This window comes from Pedobacter cryophilus (assembly GCF_005116455.1).
Taxonomy (GTDB): domain Bacteria; phylum Bacteroidota; class Bacteroidia; order Sphingobacteriales; family Sphingobacteriaceae; genus Pseudopedobacter; species Pseudopedobacter cryophilum.
Genome location: NZ_SWBP01000001.1, coordinates 993635 through 1011570, shown reverse-complemented (window position 1 = coordinate 1011570; position 17936 = coordinate 993635). Strand labels below are relative to the sequence as shown.

Genomic DNA, 17936 nt, shown 5'->3' with positions numbered 1-17936 from the left:
AATTACAAGAGAAAAAAGGTTTTTATTGCACCGTTTATTGCATAATAACCTCTCCTGATGGTAATTTTTTGTACTCAATTTCAAAAGTTTTACAAACAAGGTCTAATATAGGTTCAATTTCTTTTTGTTTGGCAAAGTTACCAGTGTATAATTGGGTAAGATTTTCGGTGTTTTTTATTTCTACACCGTATCTTCTACCAATTTCCGCAAGTACTTTGTTTAAAGGCGTTTGTGTAAATACAAATTTACCCATTGTCCAGTCTACTGCTAGTTTTGCGTTCACTTTTAAATTTGCATTTAAATTACCGGCTTGGTCTAAAACAACCATTTGGTTAGGCGTTATAATCACTTCATCTTTAGTGATTATTGATAAAACTTTTACTTTTCCGGTTAAACAAGTTACTTCATAATCTTCATCACGAGCAAATATATTGAAGCTTGTTCCCATTACAGATGTAGATCCGTTGTCAGAAACCACCGTAAACTTTTCTCCTTTTTTAACCTGAAAAAAACCTTCTCCGTTTAGCTCCACTTCTCTATCCATTTTCCACCAAAGTGGATGAAAAGATAAACTAGATTTTGCATTTAACTGCACCGAAGAACCATCTGGCAAATAAGCCATTTTTTGTTCTCCGGGCAAACATTCTACGTTAACTGTATAAAACTTTAAGAAAGCCAACACACTTAAAGAAACTAACAAAGCAATACTGGCCGCAATACTCCATTTACTGAAATTGATGCTTTTTATTACCCCTCCTTTTTTAACGGGCTGCTCCATCATTTGCTCCAATTCTGCCCAAACCTGCTCCTTACTTTTTTGAGCTTTCATGGGTTTCATTTTTTTGATTAATGCTACAGGATCATTCAAATCCTTACTATTTAAATTTTTCATACGGTTAAAACCTTTCTTAAATAAAACAATGCGTTAGACATTCGTTTTTCTACAGTTTTAATACTAATATCTAGTCTTTCTGCAATCTCTGCATACTTTAATTCTTCCATTCTACTCATTAAAAAAACCGTCCGTTGCTTATCAGGAAGCTTAATTAATGCATTCTCATATTTCAATTTCAGTTGCTTGTAATCAAAATCGTTATCCTCTACCACTTCTGTCATTTCAAATTGCATACGCTGTGAGTACTTGTTTTCTACTTCTAAGCGTCTGTATTTACTCACCAACATATCTCTGGCAATTTTGTAAAGCATGTACTTGGCATTATTCATATCCAACTTCATTTGCTTTTCCCAAATACGCACAAAAACATCCTGAGTAATATCAGTAGCAATGTCTATGTCTCCAATCCGATAAAACAAATAGTTTTTTATCGCATCAAAATAAGTATCAAATAATAATTTAAAGTCTTCTCTGCTCAACTGGAAATTTTAAAATTAAAAATCTGCCGATATCATTAATACCGCATTTTTAGTCCCTTACCCTACTTTTTTATCAAAAGAAATTGAAAATGAGGCAAAAGGATTTGTAATTTATTAAAAATCGAGAATAATGTGAGGCTAAAACTATAATAAATGAGCTGGTTTGCTTACGCCGATTGGTGATTGTTTCCACTAAAATTAGATTGGTTTTTCAAAAGTTACCAAGCACAAAAAAAGCCTGTCCATGCGGCACAGGCTTAAAGGTGGTTTCAATCCCTCAATAAAAAAATAAAATTGAGTTAGAAAATAGTTAGACTAATCTTCATCACTCCCGGGCAAACTACCATTACCCTGGTAAGCACCTTTTCTAATGATAGGAACTTTTAAATATTTGTACAGTTCATCTAAATGCAACAAACTACCGTTGGTTAAATTTCCTAAAAATATAATTACAATATCTTGGTTTAAATCTCGCACATAAATATGTCTAAAACCATGCCACCAGCCCGTATGGTAAACCACTTTACGGCCTCTATCACCATCAAACATACGCCAGCCATAACCATAGTTAAAATGACCATTAACCGCAGTATTATGTCCTTTATAAGCCGAGTCTAAACTTTGCTTAGTTAACAATCTACCGTTTTTTAAAGCATGGTCATATAAAACTAAATCATGTAGGGTACTGTAAATTCCTTTATCGCCAACTGGGCCATCTAAAAAATTTTGTACCACAGAATACCTCCAAGTACGATCATGCCCCACCACATCTACAGGTATTTTTTTGTATTGAGTGGTAGAGTAAACATGTGTATTTTTCATTCCGGCTGGTTTAAAAATGTGCTCATTTACATACTTAGCATAAGTACCACCAGTTACTTTTTCTATAATAGACGCTAAAACCATGTAATTAGAATTATTGTAGTGGAAACGGGTATCTGGCTTTGCGTATGGCGCTGGTTTATGTTTTGCAATTAGGTTCATTACATCTAAATTGCTCATAGGTTTCTTTTTATCTTTCCAAATGCCATCAGTAAAATAAACATAGTTCATCATCCCACTTCTATGCGTTAATAACATTTTTATGGTAATGCCATCGTAAGGAAAATTAGGATAAAACTTTTTGACATTATCACTTAGTTTAAGCTTTTTGGCTTCTATCAATTGCATGATTGCAACACCGGTAAAAGTCTTAGTAACCGAAGCTAATTCAAACTCCGAATTTATTTTTAAGCTGTCTCGGTGCAAATAATCTGCCCAACCTATGGCTTTTTCAAAAATAATTTTTCCTTTTTTGGCAACTAGTATATTTCCGTTAAAGCCACTTTTTTTATGAAGATTTCTTGCAAACTCCGCAATAAATTTATCTTCTTTTTTAGGATTATAAAGTAATAACAAGCTATCTGTCTTATCATTATCTACTGTTCTAACCTTTAAATCAGCTTCTTTTTTTTCTGGATTAGAAGAGCAAGCGGTTAAAAATGTCGTACAAATAGTAAGAAGAAGAGCGTATTTTTTAATCATGTTTTTTCTGAATTTAACGAGCTGGAAAATTAGAAATTATATGTCTATAAAAACAAAATGAGTTTTAAACATTAATCTGACGGGCTAATTATAATACATCCCCACAAAAAATCTTAATTTTGCCGCAAATAAAAACCACAATAATGGAATACAGATTAGAACATGATACCATGGGCGAGGTAAAGGTTCCGGCAGATAAATACTGGGGAGCACAAACTGAACGCTCAAGAAACAATTTTAAAATTGGTCCTGAGGCTTCAATGCCTAAAGAAATTATTCATGCTTTTGCCTACCTTAAAAAAGCAGCAGCATTAGCTAATTGTGATTTAGGCGTTTTATCTGCTGATAAAAAAGATTTAATAGCCAAAGCTTGCGATGAAATTTTAACAGGTTCTTTAGATGATCAGTTTCCATTAGTGATTTGGCAAACAGGTTCGGGCACTCAATCTAACATGAATGCCAATGAAGTAATTGCTTACAGAGCGCATGTAATGAATGGCGGTAATTTAGCTGATGAGAAAAAAGTTTTGCATCCAAATGATGATGTAAATAAATCTCAATCATCTAACGATACTTTCCCAACAGCAATGCACATTGCTACTTACAAACAAGTAGTAGAAATTACTTTACCAGGCTTAACACTGTTAAGAGATACGCTTTCTAAAAAAGCAGCTGAGTTCTCTACTATTGTAAAAACCGGACGTACCCATTTTATGGATGCTACACCGCTTACTTTAGGCCAAGAGTTTTCTGGCTATGCACAACAAATTACCAATAGCATTAGAGCTATAAATAACGCTTTAGAAGTAGTAAAAGAATTGGCTTTAGGCGGTACAGCAGTTGGTACAGGTTTAAATACACCCAAAGGATATGATGTTATAGTTGCAAAGCATATTGCAGATTTAACTGGCTTACCTTTTATTACTGCGCCAAATAAATTTGAAGCTTTGGCCGCACATGATGCCATGGTAGAAATGTCTGGCGCTTTAAAAAGAGCTGCCGTAGCTTTAATGAAAATTGCCAATGATATTAGAATGTTAAGCTCTGGGCCGCGTTGTGGTATTGGAGAAATTATTATTCCTGATAACGAACCGGGCTCATCAATTATGCCGGGGAAAGTAAATCCTACACAACCAGAAGCATTAACTATGGTTTGCGCCCAGGTAATGGGAAATGACGTTACGGTTTCTATTGGTGGCTCTAACGGTCATTTTGAGTTAAACGTTTTTAAGCCGGTTATCGCTTCTAACGTATTACAATCTGCCCGTTTAATTGGCGATGCTTGCGTATCGTTTACTAATAATTGTGCCGCAGGTATTTTGCCAAACTTACCAGAGATTCAAAAGCATTTAGAAAATTCTTTGATGCTGGTTACCGCATTAAACCCGCATATTGGTTATGAGAATGCAGCTAAAATTGCTAAAAAAGCACATAAAGAAAATAAAACTTTACGTGAAGCCGCTATAGAATTAGGACTACTTACTTCAGAACAATTTACCGAATGGGTAAAACCAGAAGAAATGGTAGGTTCATTAAAATAAGATGAGGGCGTTTAAACACGCTTTCCGCTGTATCTTTTTATTGTTACCCTTCGACTCCGCTCAGGATGACAATAAAAAGGATGCCGCTTCAATCGTTAACGCAAAAAATGAAATTCAAAGCAAACATATATTATCTGTTATTTCTTGGTGCCATTTTTTTGAGCGCTTGTACTTTTAATAAAAAGGAACAGGCTGGCGGAGTTGATTTTTTACAAGGAAAATGGAGTGAAGATTCGGTTGAAAACAAAAATCAATTGGTTTCTTACCAACAATACCATATCACTTTCACTTGCGATTCTTTTTATTTAAACATTCAAACTCACTCTAGTGTGAATTTAAATGGAGGAGCTTGTTACGACACTAAAGAATGGCAGGAATTTGCTAAAGGATATTACACTTTAGTAAATGATACTTTGAAGCTTGAAGGTAATTTTGTAAATAAAACCTATAAATATAAACCCGAAGGCAGCTGCTATAGAGTAGGAAAATATGAGGAAAAATTTATTCTAAACGATAAAGCTGATGGCTTAATAAATATCAAAAGCCTGCAAAAAGGCTTAGTGCATCAACTAATAAGAAAAGAAAAATTAGTTTGTTCATCTAATACCAATAATTAACATGAAAATTTTAATAGTTTGTTTGGGAAACATCTGCAGATCACCTATTGCGCATGGTGTGATGCAACATTTAGTAAATCAGGAAGGCTTAAATTGGGAAATAGATTCGGCCGGAACTGGAGGCTGGCACATTGGGCAAATGCCTGATTATAGATCTATTGAGGTGGCTAAAAAACACGGCATCAATATATCTGATCAAAAAGCAAGAAAATTTAATGCCTTAGATTTTCAAAATTTCGATTTAATTTATGTGATGGATAAAAATAATTACGCTGATGTAGTTTCTTTAACCAATGATGTAAACGAAAGAGCTAAAGTTCAGCTTTTTATAAAAGATGAAGCAGTACCAGATCCTTATACAGATGACGCCATGTTTGATCCTGTTTATCAGTTGATTAGCGCACAATGTGAAAAACTTTTACAAAGCCTGAAGAAAGAAAATAGCTAACATTGAGCTAATTATAAAACAACCCGTAATGAAAAAGTTATTCATCTTAATTTTTGCCTTAATTAGTCTAAACACTTTTGCCCAAAAGGTAGAAAAAGATTTGAAATACTATTATTACTACGTTAATCAGGATAAAGATTTTATGGCTTACCTAAAAGCCAAGAAAGAATTTGAAATTAAAAAGTATGATTTTAAACTGCCTAATTCAAAAGAAGCGGTAAAGGAAATTGAAACCCAACAAGATAAAATATTAAAAAGCCAAAAAACTTATGCCGAGTTTTTAAGCCGTTATGGGATGAAAAATGCCGGAGAATACGCCGAATTATGGTTTAACCAGATGACTAGTTTAAAAACCTTTATCAAGAAAAACCCCGAATTTTATAAGCTATCTGCAAAAGAGCGTCAAAATATTATCGACAAATGGTATTATACCGAGGTTGCAGCCAATTAAAGCGCTCCATAACTATTCCCTTTAAATAATTCCTTAAAAAGCGCCGAATGTTTACTTTTGCGGCATGGCAAATGTGAAAGCAGCTATTCCTAAAGGAACCCGAGATTTTGGTCCGGTTGAAATGATTAGACGTAATTATATTTTTGATACCATTAAAAAGGTGTTTAAAAAATATGGTTATCAAGAAATTCAAACTCCTACGATGGAGAACTTGGATACCTTAACCGGGAAATACGGTGATGAAGGAGATCAATTAATATTTAAGGTTTTGAACTCTGGCGATTTTCTAAATCAAAAAGTATTGGATCAAGTTGGTTTAATTACTCAACAATTAGATACTGCTGGAATTGAATTAGGTGATATCCGTGATGATGATACAGAAATGAGAAGTATAAAATTATTGAATAACGAGAAATCATTCAATAACATTATGAAGCCAATGGAGCATTACAGAACCTTAAGTAAAAAAATTGCTCCTCAAATTTCTGAAAAAGCCCTTCGCTACGATTTAACTGTTCCGTTTGCCCGATACGTGGTCATGCACCAAAACGAAATTACCTCGCCTTTTAAACGATTTCAAATACAGCCGGTTTGGAGAGCAGACCGACCACAAAAAGGTAGATACCGTGAGTTTTACCAATGCGATGCAGATGTGGTAGGTTCTGATTCTTTATTGAACGAAGCTGAGTTTGTTTGCATTTATGATGAAGCTTTAACTCATTTAGGATTAAAGGATTTTACAATAAAAATAAACAATAGAAAAATACTATCAGGTATTGCCGAATTAATAGGAAAACCTGATATGATTATTGACCTTACTGTTGCCATTGATAAATTAGACAAAATAGGGCTTGATGGAGTAGAAAAAGAACTTTTAGAAAAAGGTTTTGATAAAAAAGAACTTGATATTCTTAAGCCAGTCATCCTTTTATCAGGCAACAACCAAGAGAAATTAAATTCCTTAAAAGAGATACTGTCAAATTCTATGATAGGATTAAAAGGTATAGAAGAAATTGATAAAGTGTTTTCGTATCTACAAAATTTCAGTATAAGAACAGCAAAAGTTGAATTAGACCTTACCCTTGCCCGTGGATTAAACTATTATACCGGGTGCATTTTTGAAGTCAAAACCAACGAAGCCGCTATGGGTTCTATTGGTGGTGGCGGCAGATATGATGACTTAACCGGAATGTTTGGTAAAGAAGGATTAACCGGCGTGGGTATCTCTTTTGGTGCAGATAGAATTTATGATGTTTTAGAAGAATTACAATTGTTCTCCGCTTCTAACCAACAAAGTACCCAAGTTTTAATTTGTGTTTTTGGGGAGGCCGAAGAAGCTTTTGCTATTCCTATTCTAAATATATTAAGAACAGCAGAAATCAATACAGAGCTTTTTCCTTTTGGCGCAAAAATGAAAAAGCAAATGCAATATGCCAATGATAAACAAATTCCTTTTGTGGTAATTATTGGTGGCGACGAAATGCAAAGTGGTTTATTAAGCTTAAAAAACATGGAAAGTGGTGAGCAAGAGAAGCTTTCTATTCAAGAAATTTTAACGAAGCTTAAAAACTTGGGTTAAGATTTTATTTCTGTAAAAAGAACGGGGAAATTATTTAGTTAATACGTAAGCCTGCATTTTTGTTCTGATAGTAAAACCTAATTTCTCGTATAATTTTACAGCGCCTAAATTATCCTGACGAACATGTAGAAACGGGATTTGAGATTTCGCTAATATCCTTTTCACTTGCTCTTTAATAACCGCATAAGCATAGCCTTTACCCAAAAAATCTGGATGGGTACAAACTGCGGAAACCTCTATATGATTCCCTAGGTGAAAACGATGTCCCGCCATTGCGGCTAATCTGCCATTCTCAAAAACCCCAGTATAATTACTTAAATCAATAGTTTTGGAGAGAAAAGGCCCGGGTTTGGTGAGTTCTACCAATGCAATCATCTCTTCTACATGCTCCTTATTTAAATCTTCTAAAGTAATTTCTAATTGCTGCTGGGGTGCAAAATTATGCTCGTAAACAAATTGGAACATATCAATTTCCGCAGCCAATTTCCATGGCTTAGGAATGGTTAAAGTTTGAGGAGAAAAAACAATGAAAACGCCATTATCTGGCAATTGCTCGCATAGTTTTAAAAAATCTGCTTCGGTATAAGTTTTCATCCCGGCAAAGGAAGCTACCTCGCGGTGATAGTATTTGATGTTTTCATCTCCTTTAGAAAATAAAAGATGATTGGTGGTTAAAGCATGGTAAATAGGATTGTCTAAAATAGCATTCATTGCTCAAATTTATCAATTAAGCGTCATTGCTTTAAATATTTATTGCACTAATTTCATTACATTTTGTTATTCTGAATTCATTGCAGAATCTTATTGAATGAGTTGATTTTATTTGGGTTTTATCGAGTCTGGAGACTCTTTTCTATTATTAAATCCTTAGAGACGCTGCGCTGAACTCTAAGGACATAAAGATCAACACCGCCTAGCGCAAATATTTTGTTGCCAGCAGTGCACTTAGTCCACAACTTCTCTCTTCTCAACTTTTACAACTTTGTCATTATCAAACGTGACCAAAAGCGAATTGAACTGCCAACCGAATCCTGCTCCCGAAGTCCCTAAGACGTAATTCCAATTGTCAGTCGAGTCGGAACCAAAGTCGGGTAGTCCAATTAAGTCGATTATTTCCTTTTTGTTCTTTGCCTTTAGCATTTCGCTTTCAACAATGTTGTCTCTCATTTCATATCTCTTTGCTTTGTCGGCAAACCATTTTCCTTTATCAAAGTCCCTTGTCGGTTCATAAAAGATAATGTTTATAAAGATAAAAATCAGACCCAAGTAGATTATCGGTGTCAGAATAATTGTCCCGAGCCAAGTCAGCCCGATTCTCAATTTGTCGGCCTTTACAAACTTTTTAAATGTCCAACGTAAAATGAAAAAGATTACTGTCCCAATTACTAGATTAATAATATAAACCTCTACTCCCATTAGTCAAATGTGTTTGTTCATTGCTGGTAACGTTTTGCTAATTTGTACTGAAATGGCATTACTTGCAGAACCAACGTCGTACTGAACTGAACTGAACTGAATAAATAACGAAAAACCTGAGTTGAACCACCGTCAGCCATTTTTGTACAAACTTGTTGTTACCAGTAGGTTTGTTTTCCATTATATATTTTCAGATTGTTCTTTTATATGATTCAAGACCCTTTCATGTATTTTGTGGATAATAAAATCGCTCCAAATTGTCCAATAGATATTCGGTTTGATTCTGTTGAAATACCAAGTAGTGCCTTCCAATAATGTATTTCCATTTGGTAAACTTGTCAATTTAAATTGACCTTGTCTTGAAACAAAATAACCGTTTAAATGATTTGGATGAACATCATAAAAACTTATTTCTTTCATTGTTTCCGGCTGGTCGACAACATTAAACTTTAAAAGCTTTGGTTCGTCCCAAACAGTTATAGGTTCAACAAAACTTCCAGTTGAGAAATTACAATGTCTAACTGCACCGATTCCTTTTCCATTAATTTTAGCATTTATTGGATAAGCAATTCCTGTTTTGAAAATAAATTCTGTCGGCTTTTTAAGTTGTGGAAATTCAATTACGTTTTGCCAAACTTTTTCTGGAGTAGCTTTAATTTCAATTAATGTCTTTACAGATCTTAGTTGGTCTTCATTTTTATTTACTGCAAACTCAAATCCCATAAGAGTAGGAACCGAGAGAATTAAAATTGAAAGTGTGGTCGGTAGATTTTTAGCAATTTTTTTATTCACAACTTTCCAAGCAACAAGGAAACCCAACCAATTAAAAAGTAAGCCGATTGGCGCAGCCATAACAATACAAATAAGACCTTCAAAAGCAAAAGTTAAAAGACCTAGACAATAAATGAATAGTGTGAAAAAGGATATATTTAAGCAATCATATTTAGTTCGGGATTCGTTATTATGAGCAAGTAGCATAGTTGATGAAAAACCCATTACAAAAGGCAACCAAATAAATAATCCATACGAATATGCAATGAAAATATTGGTTGCTAAATAAGAAAATATCCATCCAATAACACAAGGTATTAGAATTGCTAAAATGTAGTTTCGAGTTTTATTTCTTCTGTCGTTTTTCATTAGTATTGTCGTCTGTTAAACTTACTGGTAACGTCAGTTTGTCTAAAAAGCTAAATTAATCTTTAAACCACCCTGATTACAACGTAAATATAAGCGATTTACAGGCATAAAAAAGCAACGTATTTTTTGAATGAGGTTGTGGATTTCTAAAATAGCGAGAGCGTATAAGCGCTTAAAATAAGTCCTCACAAGTAAGAAAAAGTAGGCAAGTACCGTTAGGTACTTTTTAAGCAAATCATGTCCGATGATATTGAATATTCTTCGCAGATTGAAAGCCGTGAATATCAATCCCACATCAGCCCCGGCATGTTTGATGGTTTTCTTGGTCATGATATAATAGAATCCCCATTGCCTTTTGATGATACCATAAGGGTGTTCTACAATAGCCTGCCGCTTTCGGTATAGCTCTTTGTTGAGTTCAATTCGGATTTTGTTAGCTTGAATAACTTCTGCATGTTCCGTCCGTTCAATCAGCCTACCTGCTTTGTTTTTGGTGCAACGTTCAAAACAGGGGCATGAATGGCAAGCTTTGGTTTTATAATGCTTCATCCGGTTGGTGGTTTTTCCATGTTTCTTGAAATACCATCTGCCATTGGTAGTTAAAGCCAGCCCAGCAGGGCAATAGTAGGCATCGGCAATCAAATCATATCGAAAGTTAGCCACATCAAAGGCGACATCAGGAGCATGAGAAGCCACCTCAGGAATAGCCACCATCACTTCCACGCCTTGTTTATGGGCATAATCGAACTCGGTACCTGTATGGTAACCTTTGTCATACAGGATGGTAAAATCGTTAGTCCCTAATATTGTTTTTGCTCTGCGTACCATGTTGCCCATGGCTTTGCTGTCATTCTGGTTGGTCACTTTGTAATCTACCGCTAGGCAATGTTTGGCATCCACGGTGCTTTGGATGTTATAGGCTACCTCGGTAATGTTGTTGCGGGTAATGAGCTGCCTGCTATCAGGGTCTGAGGTAGATATCTGCGGCTCTGCAGTTTCATCCAAAGTTTTTTGGAAGCTTTGGTATTTGTTTTTCTGCTGTTGGTGTTTAACTATCTTTTGCTCAATCTCTGTTTTTTTTGGTTGGTTGGTGTCATTGTCTTGAGCAGCAAGAAGCTGGTGGTATTCATCTAGTTTAACATCAATATAAGCAATATGGCGTTCAATCTTAGCAGGATTGAAATTGTTCTTTTTAGAATTCTGCGCCCTCAATTTGGTGCTGTCACCCGCCAGGAGTTTACCGCCAATCAGATCGAAATTATTAGCTAAGGCTACTGTAGCATGAAACACCTTGCGAATGGCTTTAGGATGATCTTTTCTGAAATTGGCAATAGTATTATGATCGGGAGCCAAACCTTTCATGAGCCACATCAGTTCGATATTACGTCTGCATTCCTTTTCTAGCTGACGGGAAGAACGGATACGGTTGAGGTAGCCATATATAAAAAGACGTAACAGTTCAGCAGGGTGATAGGCGGGTCTGCCGTTATCAATAAAGTCCATCTCAAAACCATAGTCTTGAAGTTTGATGGAGGAAACAAATAAATCAATCAGACGAACCTCGTTATCTTGAACGATTGCTTGTTCTAAGCAGAAAAACTCGGTTTGGTTCCTGTCTTTTCCAGTGATGAATTTCATACTTGAAAATACAAAATAGCCACCTTAGAAGTTATCATTAATTGTGGAAAACAGATTGGAGGTTTTTAGACAGTTTGACGTCCTGTGGCTTTGCGACAGCTGCGGCAATTGGAACTGAGTTCTCTCGGCTGGACAAAACGAAGTTATGAAAATAAAAACGAACTTTTACAACAAAACCAGCAGTTGCGCAAAACCGCTGTTGTGCGATCGCTTTTTGATTTTTCCTGTATTTGCTATTTTTTTACAAAGTTTTTAATAATTAAAAATAATGCGAACGCTAGCAACAAAAATCCTGATGCAAATTCAAAATCATTGAACTCGTTTGGGAAAATTAATTCTGAAAAATTTTTGTTTGTCAACATTTTCACTTTATTTTTTCCCGAAACTAAATGGCAAAATTTATTACCTGCTTTTTCAACATAAATTTTTCCGTTATATTCTAATTTACAAAATCCCCCTCGTGATGAAATATCATCGCAATTTTCTGGCGCCTCAATAACGTTTGCTGTAATTTCAAATCCATTTCGATAAATATCATAGTCAACTAAGTTTCCCCAAATTGCCATACAGGAAATGAACAGCATTAAAATGCCGCCTAATAAAAGTAAATTTTTATTGATAAAATTCTTCAATGTCAAAAATTAAAGGAGATTGTTATTTTAAGTTCAGGTTTTCTAAAGTGTCGCACAACGTTTTGAAAATTTGTGCAGAAATGGCATTGCTTGCAGAATCATTTTCAGCCCGCACTAAATTAAGTAAATAACTAATGAATTAACTTGAACCACCTTCAGCCATTTTTGAACAAATTTGCTGTTATAGCCAGTTCAGTTGACATAATTTACAAATTTTTCGAGCATTGATTTTTTTTTTAAAGTTTCTGTCGTGTCTTGAATAAATTTACAAGGGTCTATTTTACCACTAAATTCTGGCGAATAAAGAAAAGCTTTTTCTCCTAAAATTTTGTATCTAAATTTTGTTTTAAAGCTTCCTTCGGTAGGCAGTTTCACTTTAAAAAAACTCGCTGTATTCGTAGCAATTTCTATGTAGTCGTACTGAAAATTATCAAAAACTGGTCTCATGTACTCCACAGGTTTCCAAATATTGTTCGAATCTTGTGCTTCTAAAACTGCGATAAGGTCGAAAAGCGCAGTTTGGAGTAAAATCTTTTTATGTGATTTGTTTATTAACCACACGATTTGTTTCCCGTCATTAAAATCTTTGAAACGAGTTTCAAATTCGTCAGTCTTAACCTGTCGTATTGTTTTTATAGCTTCAACGAAATAAGGAGTATAATTTTCTGCTTTAAAACTTGTATCTATAATTACCGAAAATGCATTGTCTGGAACTTTAATTTTCGGAATAGAAGTAACTGCTCCAAGTTCATATATTCCAGCCTCCATTAAACCAGCTTCACAGTCTGGGAAAATTTTAACTACTTGTTTTTTTGGATTATTACAAGTGATTAGAAGAAAACATATAAAAGCGAGGATATTTGTTTTCATTAGGTTCGTTTGAATTGCCTATAACGTTTTTGAGCTTGGCGAAGGTGGGGATTAAAAAGTACTAAAGTTCAAATTTAGCATAAAAGCTAATAGAAAGTACAAGTGCTCAGTCTAGTACTAAAGCCCCACTTTTGCCAAACCCATGTTAGCGGTAGTTTTTTTAGCACAAAAGCCACCATAAAGTAAAATAATCTAATTTTCCATTTTTAAAATAAAACAAAAATGCATCGTCCATATTTTTTGCTAGATAAAATCTGGCTCTAACTTCATTCTTATTCTCTAAATTCTCAATTTCTGCATTTGGAAATATTTTTTTAAATTCTTCTAATGTTAAGTTTTTATCTAATGTAATATTATGACTTAATATTTTAAAAGAATTATTTTCAGCGAATGCCATATCAAATAATACAATATGATCGTTTGTACTGAATTCAATATTTTTCCCGTAAATCGTGGTTATTACGCCATTAAAATTTTCAAACGTTCCTTTCTCTTTATTTTCATTACCATAAGTTTTTACCATCCATTCTTTATCTAACCATTCAAACGGACTTCCACATTCCCAAAGTATAGTTCTTATTGAGTCATTTTTAGGATATATTGCATCAAATTCATTTTTCAATAATATTACTTTATGTTCGTTAACTAATACATTTTTGATTTCAATAAATTTTGAATTATAAATAGAATTGATATTCAAATTTTTCTTGTTTTCAATTATTGTATCTTTTCCTTGTCTAGTTATATTTTGAAAATTACGATTTGTCAGAGCTTTAACATTTTCATTCTTTAGCTGTTCTTTTTTTTCATTTTTGCAACCAATAATTGTCAATAATGTTAAAACAAATATTGTTAAGAATATATTTTTTTTCATTTGGATTTTGTATAAAGGTCTGCCCAATAAAATTACCGCTAACTAGTTGCTATACGCTACCTATAGCGTATATATTTCATATATGTGATCTTATTTTAGATGTATTTAAAAATAGATAATTAAAAGTACCATTATTTATTTAACCTACAATAGAATATATAAAGCACAGCCTTTTGCGTAAAGGATTGCAGTGCAAAGCCCACAGCGAAATACAATGAAGCGAGGACTTGAAACGTAAAGCCTGACCCCATCCCGATAGCTATCGGGATTCATTGGGGTTACGCCCAAATTATTCTTTTTCTTTACCCTAAAAGAACATACAAAAAAGCCTCTGCAAAATTTGCAAAGGCTAAATGATGATAAAATAAAAATTTATTCTAAGCTTAATAAAGGCTAAAAATGGCTAAAATTTAGACTGCTCACCTAAATAGGTTGATACAAAAAATGGCGCTCAGCAATAAAAACTGAACGCCATTTTAAAGCTATTTTAAATTAGTTGGTAATGGATGTTTGAAATACCGCTTCTAAATCTGTACTTCCTGGAGTTTCTGTTCCGTTTTTTGCTCCAGCGGGTTGGTGTCTTAAAATAATAGTAAAAGTACCAGTACTTACCGCTCCTGTGGTTGCGGTTGCGCTTAAACCTACTGCAAAGTTGTTTTTATCTTTATCAAAATTACTAAAAGTAAGATTAGCGCCAGATGCTTTGTAAACAAATAAGTGTTCGTCACTTTCGGCTACTACTTCTGCCTTTATATCTTCGGCAGGGCTCTTGGTTTCATTAAGTACGGCATCAACTACAACAGCATAAGTAGAACCCGCTTTTAAGCTTAAAGCATCTATTACTGGTGCGTTTCCTCCGGTACCATCAACATCTTTCCAGGTAATTGTCTTTACATCGGCAGCGTTTGCTGTGTTAGTAAATTTTAACCTGATGGTGGTAATCAGCTCTTCTTCTTCAACATCTGGTAAATCGTCTTTTTTACATCCGTTTAGTGATAATGTAAGAACTGCAATTGCGATAGCTATAAATTTTAATTTGTTATTGTACATGTTGTTGAATTTTAAATAAGTTAAAAAGGAATTTTTGTTCTAAAAATAAAATTACGGCCTTGTTCATCAGCAAAATATCTAAACCTGTTTAAGTAATCTCTATAAACCTGGTTAGTTAAATTTTGAACGGTAAGGCTAAAACCAAGTGACTTTTTAAATAAATTAATGTTGGTACTTAAATCCATCGAAAACAGAGTGTAAGCTGCTGGCGTAGCGGCGTAATCTTGGGCTTGCAAAACTCTATCCTGACGAGTGGTGTGGCTTACGCCGAAATCTAAAGTGCTCTTTTTAAATTTCCCTATACTTTCGAAATTGAAAACGGCATCTAATCCAAATTTATCTGCTGGTATAAATTCTAAATGCGCATTAGTATTTCTATCGTAAGCTCTTACGGTTGAGTATTTCCCTAACAACTGGAAACGATTGCTTACTTGTACACCGCTTAAAAAATCTACACCGGCAAACCTTGCATTTACCTGTACATAATTAAATGTTGGGTATGCGCCGCGGCTGGTTAAAATTAACTCGTTACTAGGTTTTAAGTAAATGTAATTGTCAATTAAATTGAGGTATGCGTTTACGTCAAATGTAAATTTCCCTTGTTCTTTCTTTAATCCGGCAGAAAAATTAAAGGCACTTTCTTCTACTAAATTTCTGTCGCCAATTTCAAAAGTTCCGCTTCCTTGGTGTGTACCAAAACTGAACAATTCATTAATAGAAGGCGGTCTCCAACCTTTACTAAAAGTGAAATTAGCCAACACCGCATTTCCAATTTGATAGTTTGTGCCTAAAGAAGCAGAGAATTGACTGAAATTAAATTCGGGTCTGATTTCTGGCGAAGTGGATACGTTTGGGTTTTCTCGCAACCTTGCAATCATGTATTTATAATCATAACGTAAGCCGGCTTCAATTTCAAATTTATTAGCCCTGTATTTTTCTAAAACATAAAAACCAGATGCCGCACTATTAAAAAATGGAACTAAGAAGCGGCCGTCGTAAAAGTTTTGTTGAAATACACCTGTAGCGCCAACTTTACCAGAAATTTTATCGCCAATTTTATGGTCTAAATGGAAATCTAAGTTGTGCGTAGAAAGCTCAAATCTTAACTGATAATCTTTACCGGTTGAAGCTCTAATTTGATCATATTCTTCCCTATTATTTTGCTGAAAACTGTATTGTAACTCAAAAGTTCCCAAACCTTTAGATTCAAAAAACGATTTAAGTTTAATAATACTGTGACTCACCAATTGATAAGGACGACCAATGCTATAGCCAAAATCTGCATCGGGCAAAGGTCTTAATCCGTCAATAGCGTTTTGTAAATCGGTAGTGCTACCAATTTGCGCTCCTCTAAAAACCCCAAGTTTGGAGTTGAAACTACTCGCATAAATTTCGGTCCCAAAACCTTTATTCTTGTAGCCCAACATTATCGCACCATTTAATTGCTGATAACCGGTATTTGCCAAGTAATAATTTGGCGCCTTTGCGTTTCCAGCAATTTGAGAGGTTAAATATGCCCGCCAACTCCAATTAGGATTCTTTGAGGAAGAGTTTTCTACCTTCACATTAAACAAGGCTTGTCCGTTATTAGATCCACCAATAAGATTAGCTTCGCCGTTAAAGCCTTTTCCGTATTGCAATTCTTGAGGCTCCACTAAAATTACGCCCGCAATGGCATCAGAACCATAAACCACGGCCGAAGCACCTTTTAAAACCACAATTTGATCAGCAATTAAAGGGTCTATTTCTGGTGCATGCTCTGCCCCCCATTGCTGCCCTTCTTGTCTCACCCCTGCATTATAAATTAATACTCGGTTAGAGTGCATGCCATGAATAGCCGGTTTAGAAATAGAAGGCCCTGTTTGGATAGAACTTAAACCAGGGATTTTTTTTAGCGCTTCTCCCAAACTCGCTCCTTTTGTTAGCTCTAAATCTTTCCCACTTAATACAGACTTAGTTTGCACAGGTGCTTCAATAGTTTTCTTTTCAGCAACCACCACTTCGTTTAATAAACTGGCATCCACTTTTAAAAGGATATCTAATTCTGTATTTTTAGTAATACTGATTTTTTGTTTAACCGTTTGAAAACCTATATAAGTAATTTCTAGAGTATAATCGCCTTTACAGAGTTTTTCAAAGTGATAATGACCATCAATATCAGTGACTACTTGTTGCTTGCTATCTATTAATTTTAGGCTAGCGCCAGGTAATAAATCGCCGCTTTGAGCATCTTTTACTGCGCCAAACAACATTAAATCACATTCTTGACTGAATACAACATCACTAAATCCTAGGAGCATTATAAACGCTATAGAAATCAGCTTTTTTAAAAAAACCATTTTAAAAAAATAAGTGGAAATTAATTAATAACGTATTACGCAATAATTAAAGCAGGGGGAGCCTTATTTTTAGTAAGGAAAAAGAATTGAAAATAGTTATCTTCTTTAAAGAAATTTTGCAGCTGTTTTGCAGTTTGCAGCAAGTTTATTACTGCTATTTCTTTTGGCAAATCTGCCAGAAAAACTGCATCAGAATGCGTATGACAATGTTCTGTATGGTTTTTTAAATGACTTTTACAGGTGTTTTCTGCACAATCATCTAATTTAATAAAATAATGGTTATGAAAAACATTGTGCAAAGGTATGGCTGCACTTAACATAGAAAATGTAAGTACAATGCATAGCGTTACTTTTGCAAAACCTTTACCCATATTCACAAATTTAAGTATTTAAGCCTTAAATATGTGATTTGAAAGTAACATTAGCATGATGTAGAATTAAAT

The 17936-nt window shown here is 34.4% G+C and carries 18 protein-coding genes; 5 read left to right on the top strand and 13 right to left on the bottom strand.

The window, feature by feature from the left end:
* Positions 1 to 34 precede the first annotated feature (34 nt).
* The 3 genes from FA046_RS04235 to FA046_RS04225 form a co-directional block, all read right to left on the bottom strand.
* The gene (locus tag FA046_RS04235; protein WP_136825098.1) at positions 35 to 892 is read right to left on the bottom strand and encodes a FecR family protein; all 858 of its coding nucleotides are present in this window, start codon (positions 890 to 892) and stop codon (positions 35 to 37) included.
* Positions 889 to 1374 carry an RNA polymerase sigma-70 factor gene (locus FA046_RS04230; RefSeq protein WP_136825097.1) on the bottom strand — a complete coding sequence of 162 codons (486 nt, stop codon included), beginning with the start codon at positions 1372 to 1374 and terminating at the stop codon, positions 889 to 891. The genes FA046_RS04235 and FA046_RS04230 overlap by 4 nt, the downstream gene beginning before the upstream one ends.
* A 315-nt stretch (positions 1375 to 1689) precedes the next feature.
* Positions 1690 to 2898 (bottom strand): serine hydrolase domain-containing protein, encoded by a 1209-nt coding sequence (locus FA046_RS04225; RefSeq protein ID WP_136825096.1) that lies wholly within the window; start codon positions 2896 to 2898, stop codon positions 1690 to 1692.
* Between the two features lie 143 nt (positions 2899 to 3041).
* Here FA046_RS04225 and fumC point away from each other — a divergent pair, with 143 nt between their 5' ends.
* The 5 genes from fumC (at position 3042) to hisS (ending at position 7534) form a co-directional block, all read left to right on the top strand.
* Entirely contained in the window at positions 3042 to 4439 is a 1398-nt protein-coding gene (gene fumC, locus FA046_RS04220) for a class II fumarate hydratase (RefSeq protein ID WP_136825095.1), read from the top strand.
* A 107-nt stretch (positions 4440 to 4546) separates the two neighbouring features.
* Complete coding sequence (locus tag FA046_RS04215) at positions 4547 to 5056, top strand: hypothetical protein (RefSeq protein ID WP_136825094.1); 510 nt, start codon at positions 4547 to 4549, stop codon at positions 5054 to 5056.
* A gap of 1 nt (position 5057) precedes the next feature.
* Positions 5058 to 5504 (top strand): low molecular weight protein-tyrosine-phosphatase, encoded by a 447-nt coding sequence (locus FA046_RS04210; RefSeq protein ID WP_136825093.1) that lies wholly within the window; start codon positions 5058 to 5060, stop codon positions 5502 to 5504.
* Positions 5505 to 5532: 28 nt separating this feature from the next.
* On the top strand, positions 5533 to 5955 hold the full coding sequence (locus tag FA046_RS04205) for a hypothetical protein (protein WP_136825092.1): 423 nt from the start codon (positions 5533 to 5535) through the stop codon (positions 5953 to 5955).
* Positions 5956 to 6019: 64 nt separating this feature from the next.
* Positions 6020 to 7534: a histidine--tRNA ligase gene (hisS, locus tag FA046_RS04200; protein WP_136825091.1), complete on the top strand. Its 1515-nt coding sequence runs from the start codon at positions 6020 to 6022 to the stop codon at positions 7532 to 7534.
* Positions 7535 to 7564: 30 nt separating this feature from the next.
* On the opposite strand, the gene FA046_RS04195 is transcribed toward hisS, so the two are convergent.
* From FA046_RS04195 to FA046_RS04150, 10 genes are all read right to left on the bottom strand, one after another.
* Positions 7565 to 8245 (bottom strand): GNAT family N-acetyltransferase, encoded by a 681-nt coding sequence (locus FA046_RS04195; RefSeq protein WP_136825090.1) that lies wholly within the window; start codon positions 8243 to 8245, stop codon positions 7565 to 7567.
* Between the two features lie 234 nt (positions 8246 to 8479).
* Positions 8480 to 8950: a hypothetical protein gene (locus FA046_RS04190; RefSeq protein ID WP_136825089.1), complete on the bottom strand. Its 471-nt coding sequence runs from the start codon at positions 8948 to 8950 to the stop codon at positions 8480 to 8482.
* A gap of 180 nt (positions 8951 to 9130) precedes the next feature.
* Entirely contained in the window at positions 9131 to 10090 is a 960-nt protein-coding gene (locus tag FA046_RS04185) for an SRPBCC family protein (protein ID WP_136825088.1), read from the bottom strand.
* A gap of 42 nt (positions 10091 to 10132) precedes the next feature.
* Positions 10133 to 11728 (bottom strand): IS1182 family transposase, encoded by a 1596-nt coding sequence (locus FA046_RS04180; protein WP_205943596.1) that lies wholly within the window; start codon positions 11726 to 11728, stop codon positions 10133 to 10135.
* A gap of 233 nt (positions 11729 to 11961) precedes the next feature.
* Complete coding sequence (locus FA046_RS04175) at positions 11962 to 12360, bottom strand: hypothetical protein (RefSeq protein WP_136825087.1); 399 nt, start codon at positions 12358 to 12360, stop codon at positions 11962 to 11964.
* A gap of 192 nt (positions 12361 to 12552) precedes the next feature.
* Positions 12553 to 13230, bottom strand: coding sequence for a hypothetical protein (locus FA046_RS04170; protein WP_136825086.1), 678 nt, complete (start codon positions 13228 to 13230; stop codon positions 12553 to 12555).
* Between the two features lie 160 nt (positions 13231 to 13390).
* The gene (locus FA046_RS04165) at positions 13391 to 14104 is read right to left on the bottom strand and encodes a hypothetical protein (protein WP_136825085.1); all 714 of its coding nucleotides are present in this window, start codon (positions 14102 to 14104) and stop codon (positions 13391 to 13393) included.
* Positions 14105 to 14596: 492 nt separating this feature from the next.
* The gene (locus FA046_RS04160) at positions 14597 to 15154 is read right to left on the bottom strand and encodes a hypothetical protein (protein ID WP_136825084.1); all 558 of its coding nucleotides are present in this window, start codon (positions 15152 to 15154) and stop codon (positions 14597 to 14599) included.
* Between the two features lie 20 nt (positions 15155 to 15174).
* Entirely contained in the window at positions 15175 to 17454 is a 2280-nt protein-coding gene (locus FA046_RS04155; protein WP_169303295.1) for a TonB-dependent receptor, read from the bottom strand.
* Between the two features lie 74 nt (positions 17455 to 17528).
* Positions 17529 to 17864 carry a hypothetical protein gene (locus tag FA046_RS04150; RefSeq protein ID WP_136825082.1) on the bottom strand — a complete coding sequence of 112 codons (336 nt, stop codon included), beginning with the start codon at positions 17862 to 17864 and terminating at the stop codon, positions 17529 to 17531.
* Positions 17865 to 17936: the final 72 nt, after the last annotated feature.

Coding starts and splice junctions, on each gene's coding strand:
- FA046_RS04235 (WP_136825098.1), bottom strand. CDS start 892: ATGAAAAATTTAAATAGTAAGGATTTGAATGATCCTGTAGCATTAATC.
- FA046_RS04225 (WP_136825096.1), bottom strand. CDS start 2,898: ATGATTAAAAAATACGCTCTTCTTCTTACTATTTGTACGACATTTTTA.
- fumC (WP_136825095.1), top strand. CDS start 3,042: ATGGAATACAGATTAGAACATGATACCATGGGCGAGGTAAAGGTTCCG.
- FA046_RS04215 (WP_136825094.1), top strand. CDS start 4,547: ATGAAATTCAAAGCAAACATATATTATCTGTTATTTCTTGGTGCCATT.
- FA046_RS04210 (WP_136825093.1), top strand. CDS start 5,058: ATGAAAATTTTAATAGTTTGTTTGGGAAACATCTGCAGATCACCTATT.
- FA046_RS04205 (WP_136825092.1), top strand. CDS start 5,533: ATGAAAAAGTTATTCATCTTAATTTTTGCCTTAATTAGTCTAAACACT.
- hisS (WP_136825091.1), top strand. CDS start 6,020: ATGGCAAATGTGAAAGCAGCTATTCCTAAAGGAACCCGAGATTTTGGT.
- FA046_RS04195 (WP_136825090.1), bottom strand. CDS start 8,245: ATGAATGCTATTTTAGACAATCCTATTTACCATGCTTTAACCACCAAT.
- FA046_RS04190 (WP_136825089.1), bottom strand. CDS start 8,950: ATGGGAGTAGAGGTTTATATTATTAATCTAGTAATTGGGACAGTAATC.
- FA046_RS04185 (WP_136825088.1), bottom strand. CDS start 10,090: ATGAAAAACGACAGAAGAAATAAAACTCGAAACTACATTTTAGCAATT.
- FA046_RS04180 (WP_205943596.1), bottom strand. CDS start 11,728: ATGAAATTCATCACTGGAAAAGACAGGAACCAAACCGAGTTTTTCTGC.
- FA046_RS04170 (WP_136825086.1), bottom strand. CDS start 13,230: ATGAAAACAAATATCCTCGCTTTTATATGTTTTCTTCTAATCACTTGT.
- FA046_RS04165 (WP_136825085.1), bottom strand. CDS start 14,104: ATGAAAAAAAATATATTCTTAACAATATTTGTTTTAACATTATTGACA.
- FA046_RS04160 (WP_136825084.1), bottom strand. CDS start 15,154: ATGTACAATAACAAATTAAAATTTATAGCTATCGCAATTGCAGTTCTT.
- FA046_RS04155 (WP_169303295.1), bottom strand. CDS start 17,454: ATGCTCCTAGGATTTAGTGATGTTGTATTCAGTCAAGAATGTGATTTA.
- FA046_RS04150 (WP_136825082.1), bottom strand. CDS start 17,864: ATGGGTAAAGGTTTTGCAAAAGTAACGCTATGCATTGTACTTACATTT.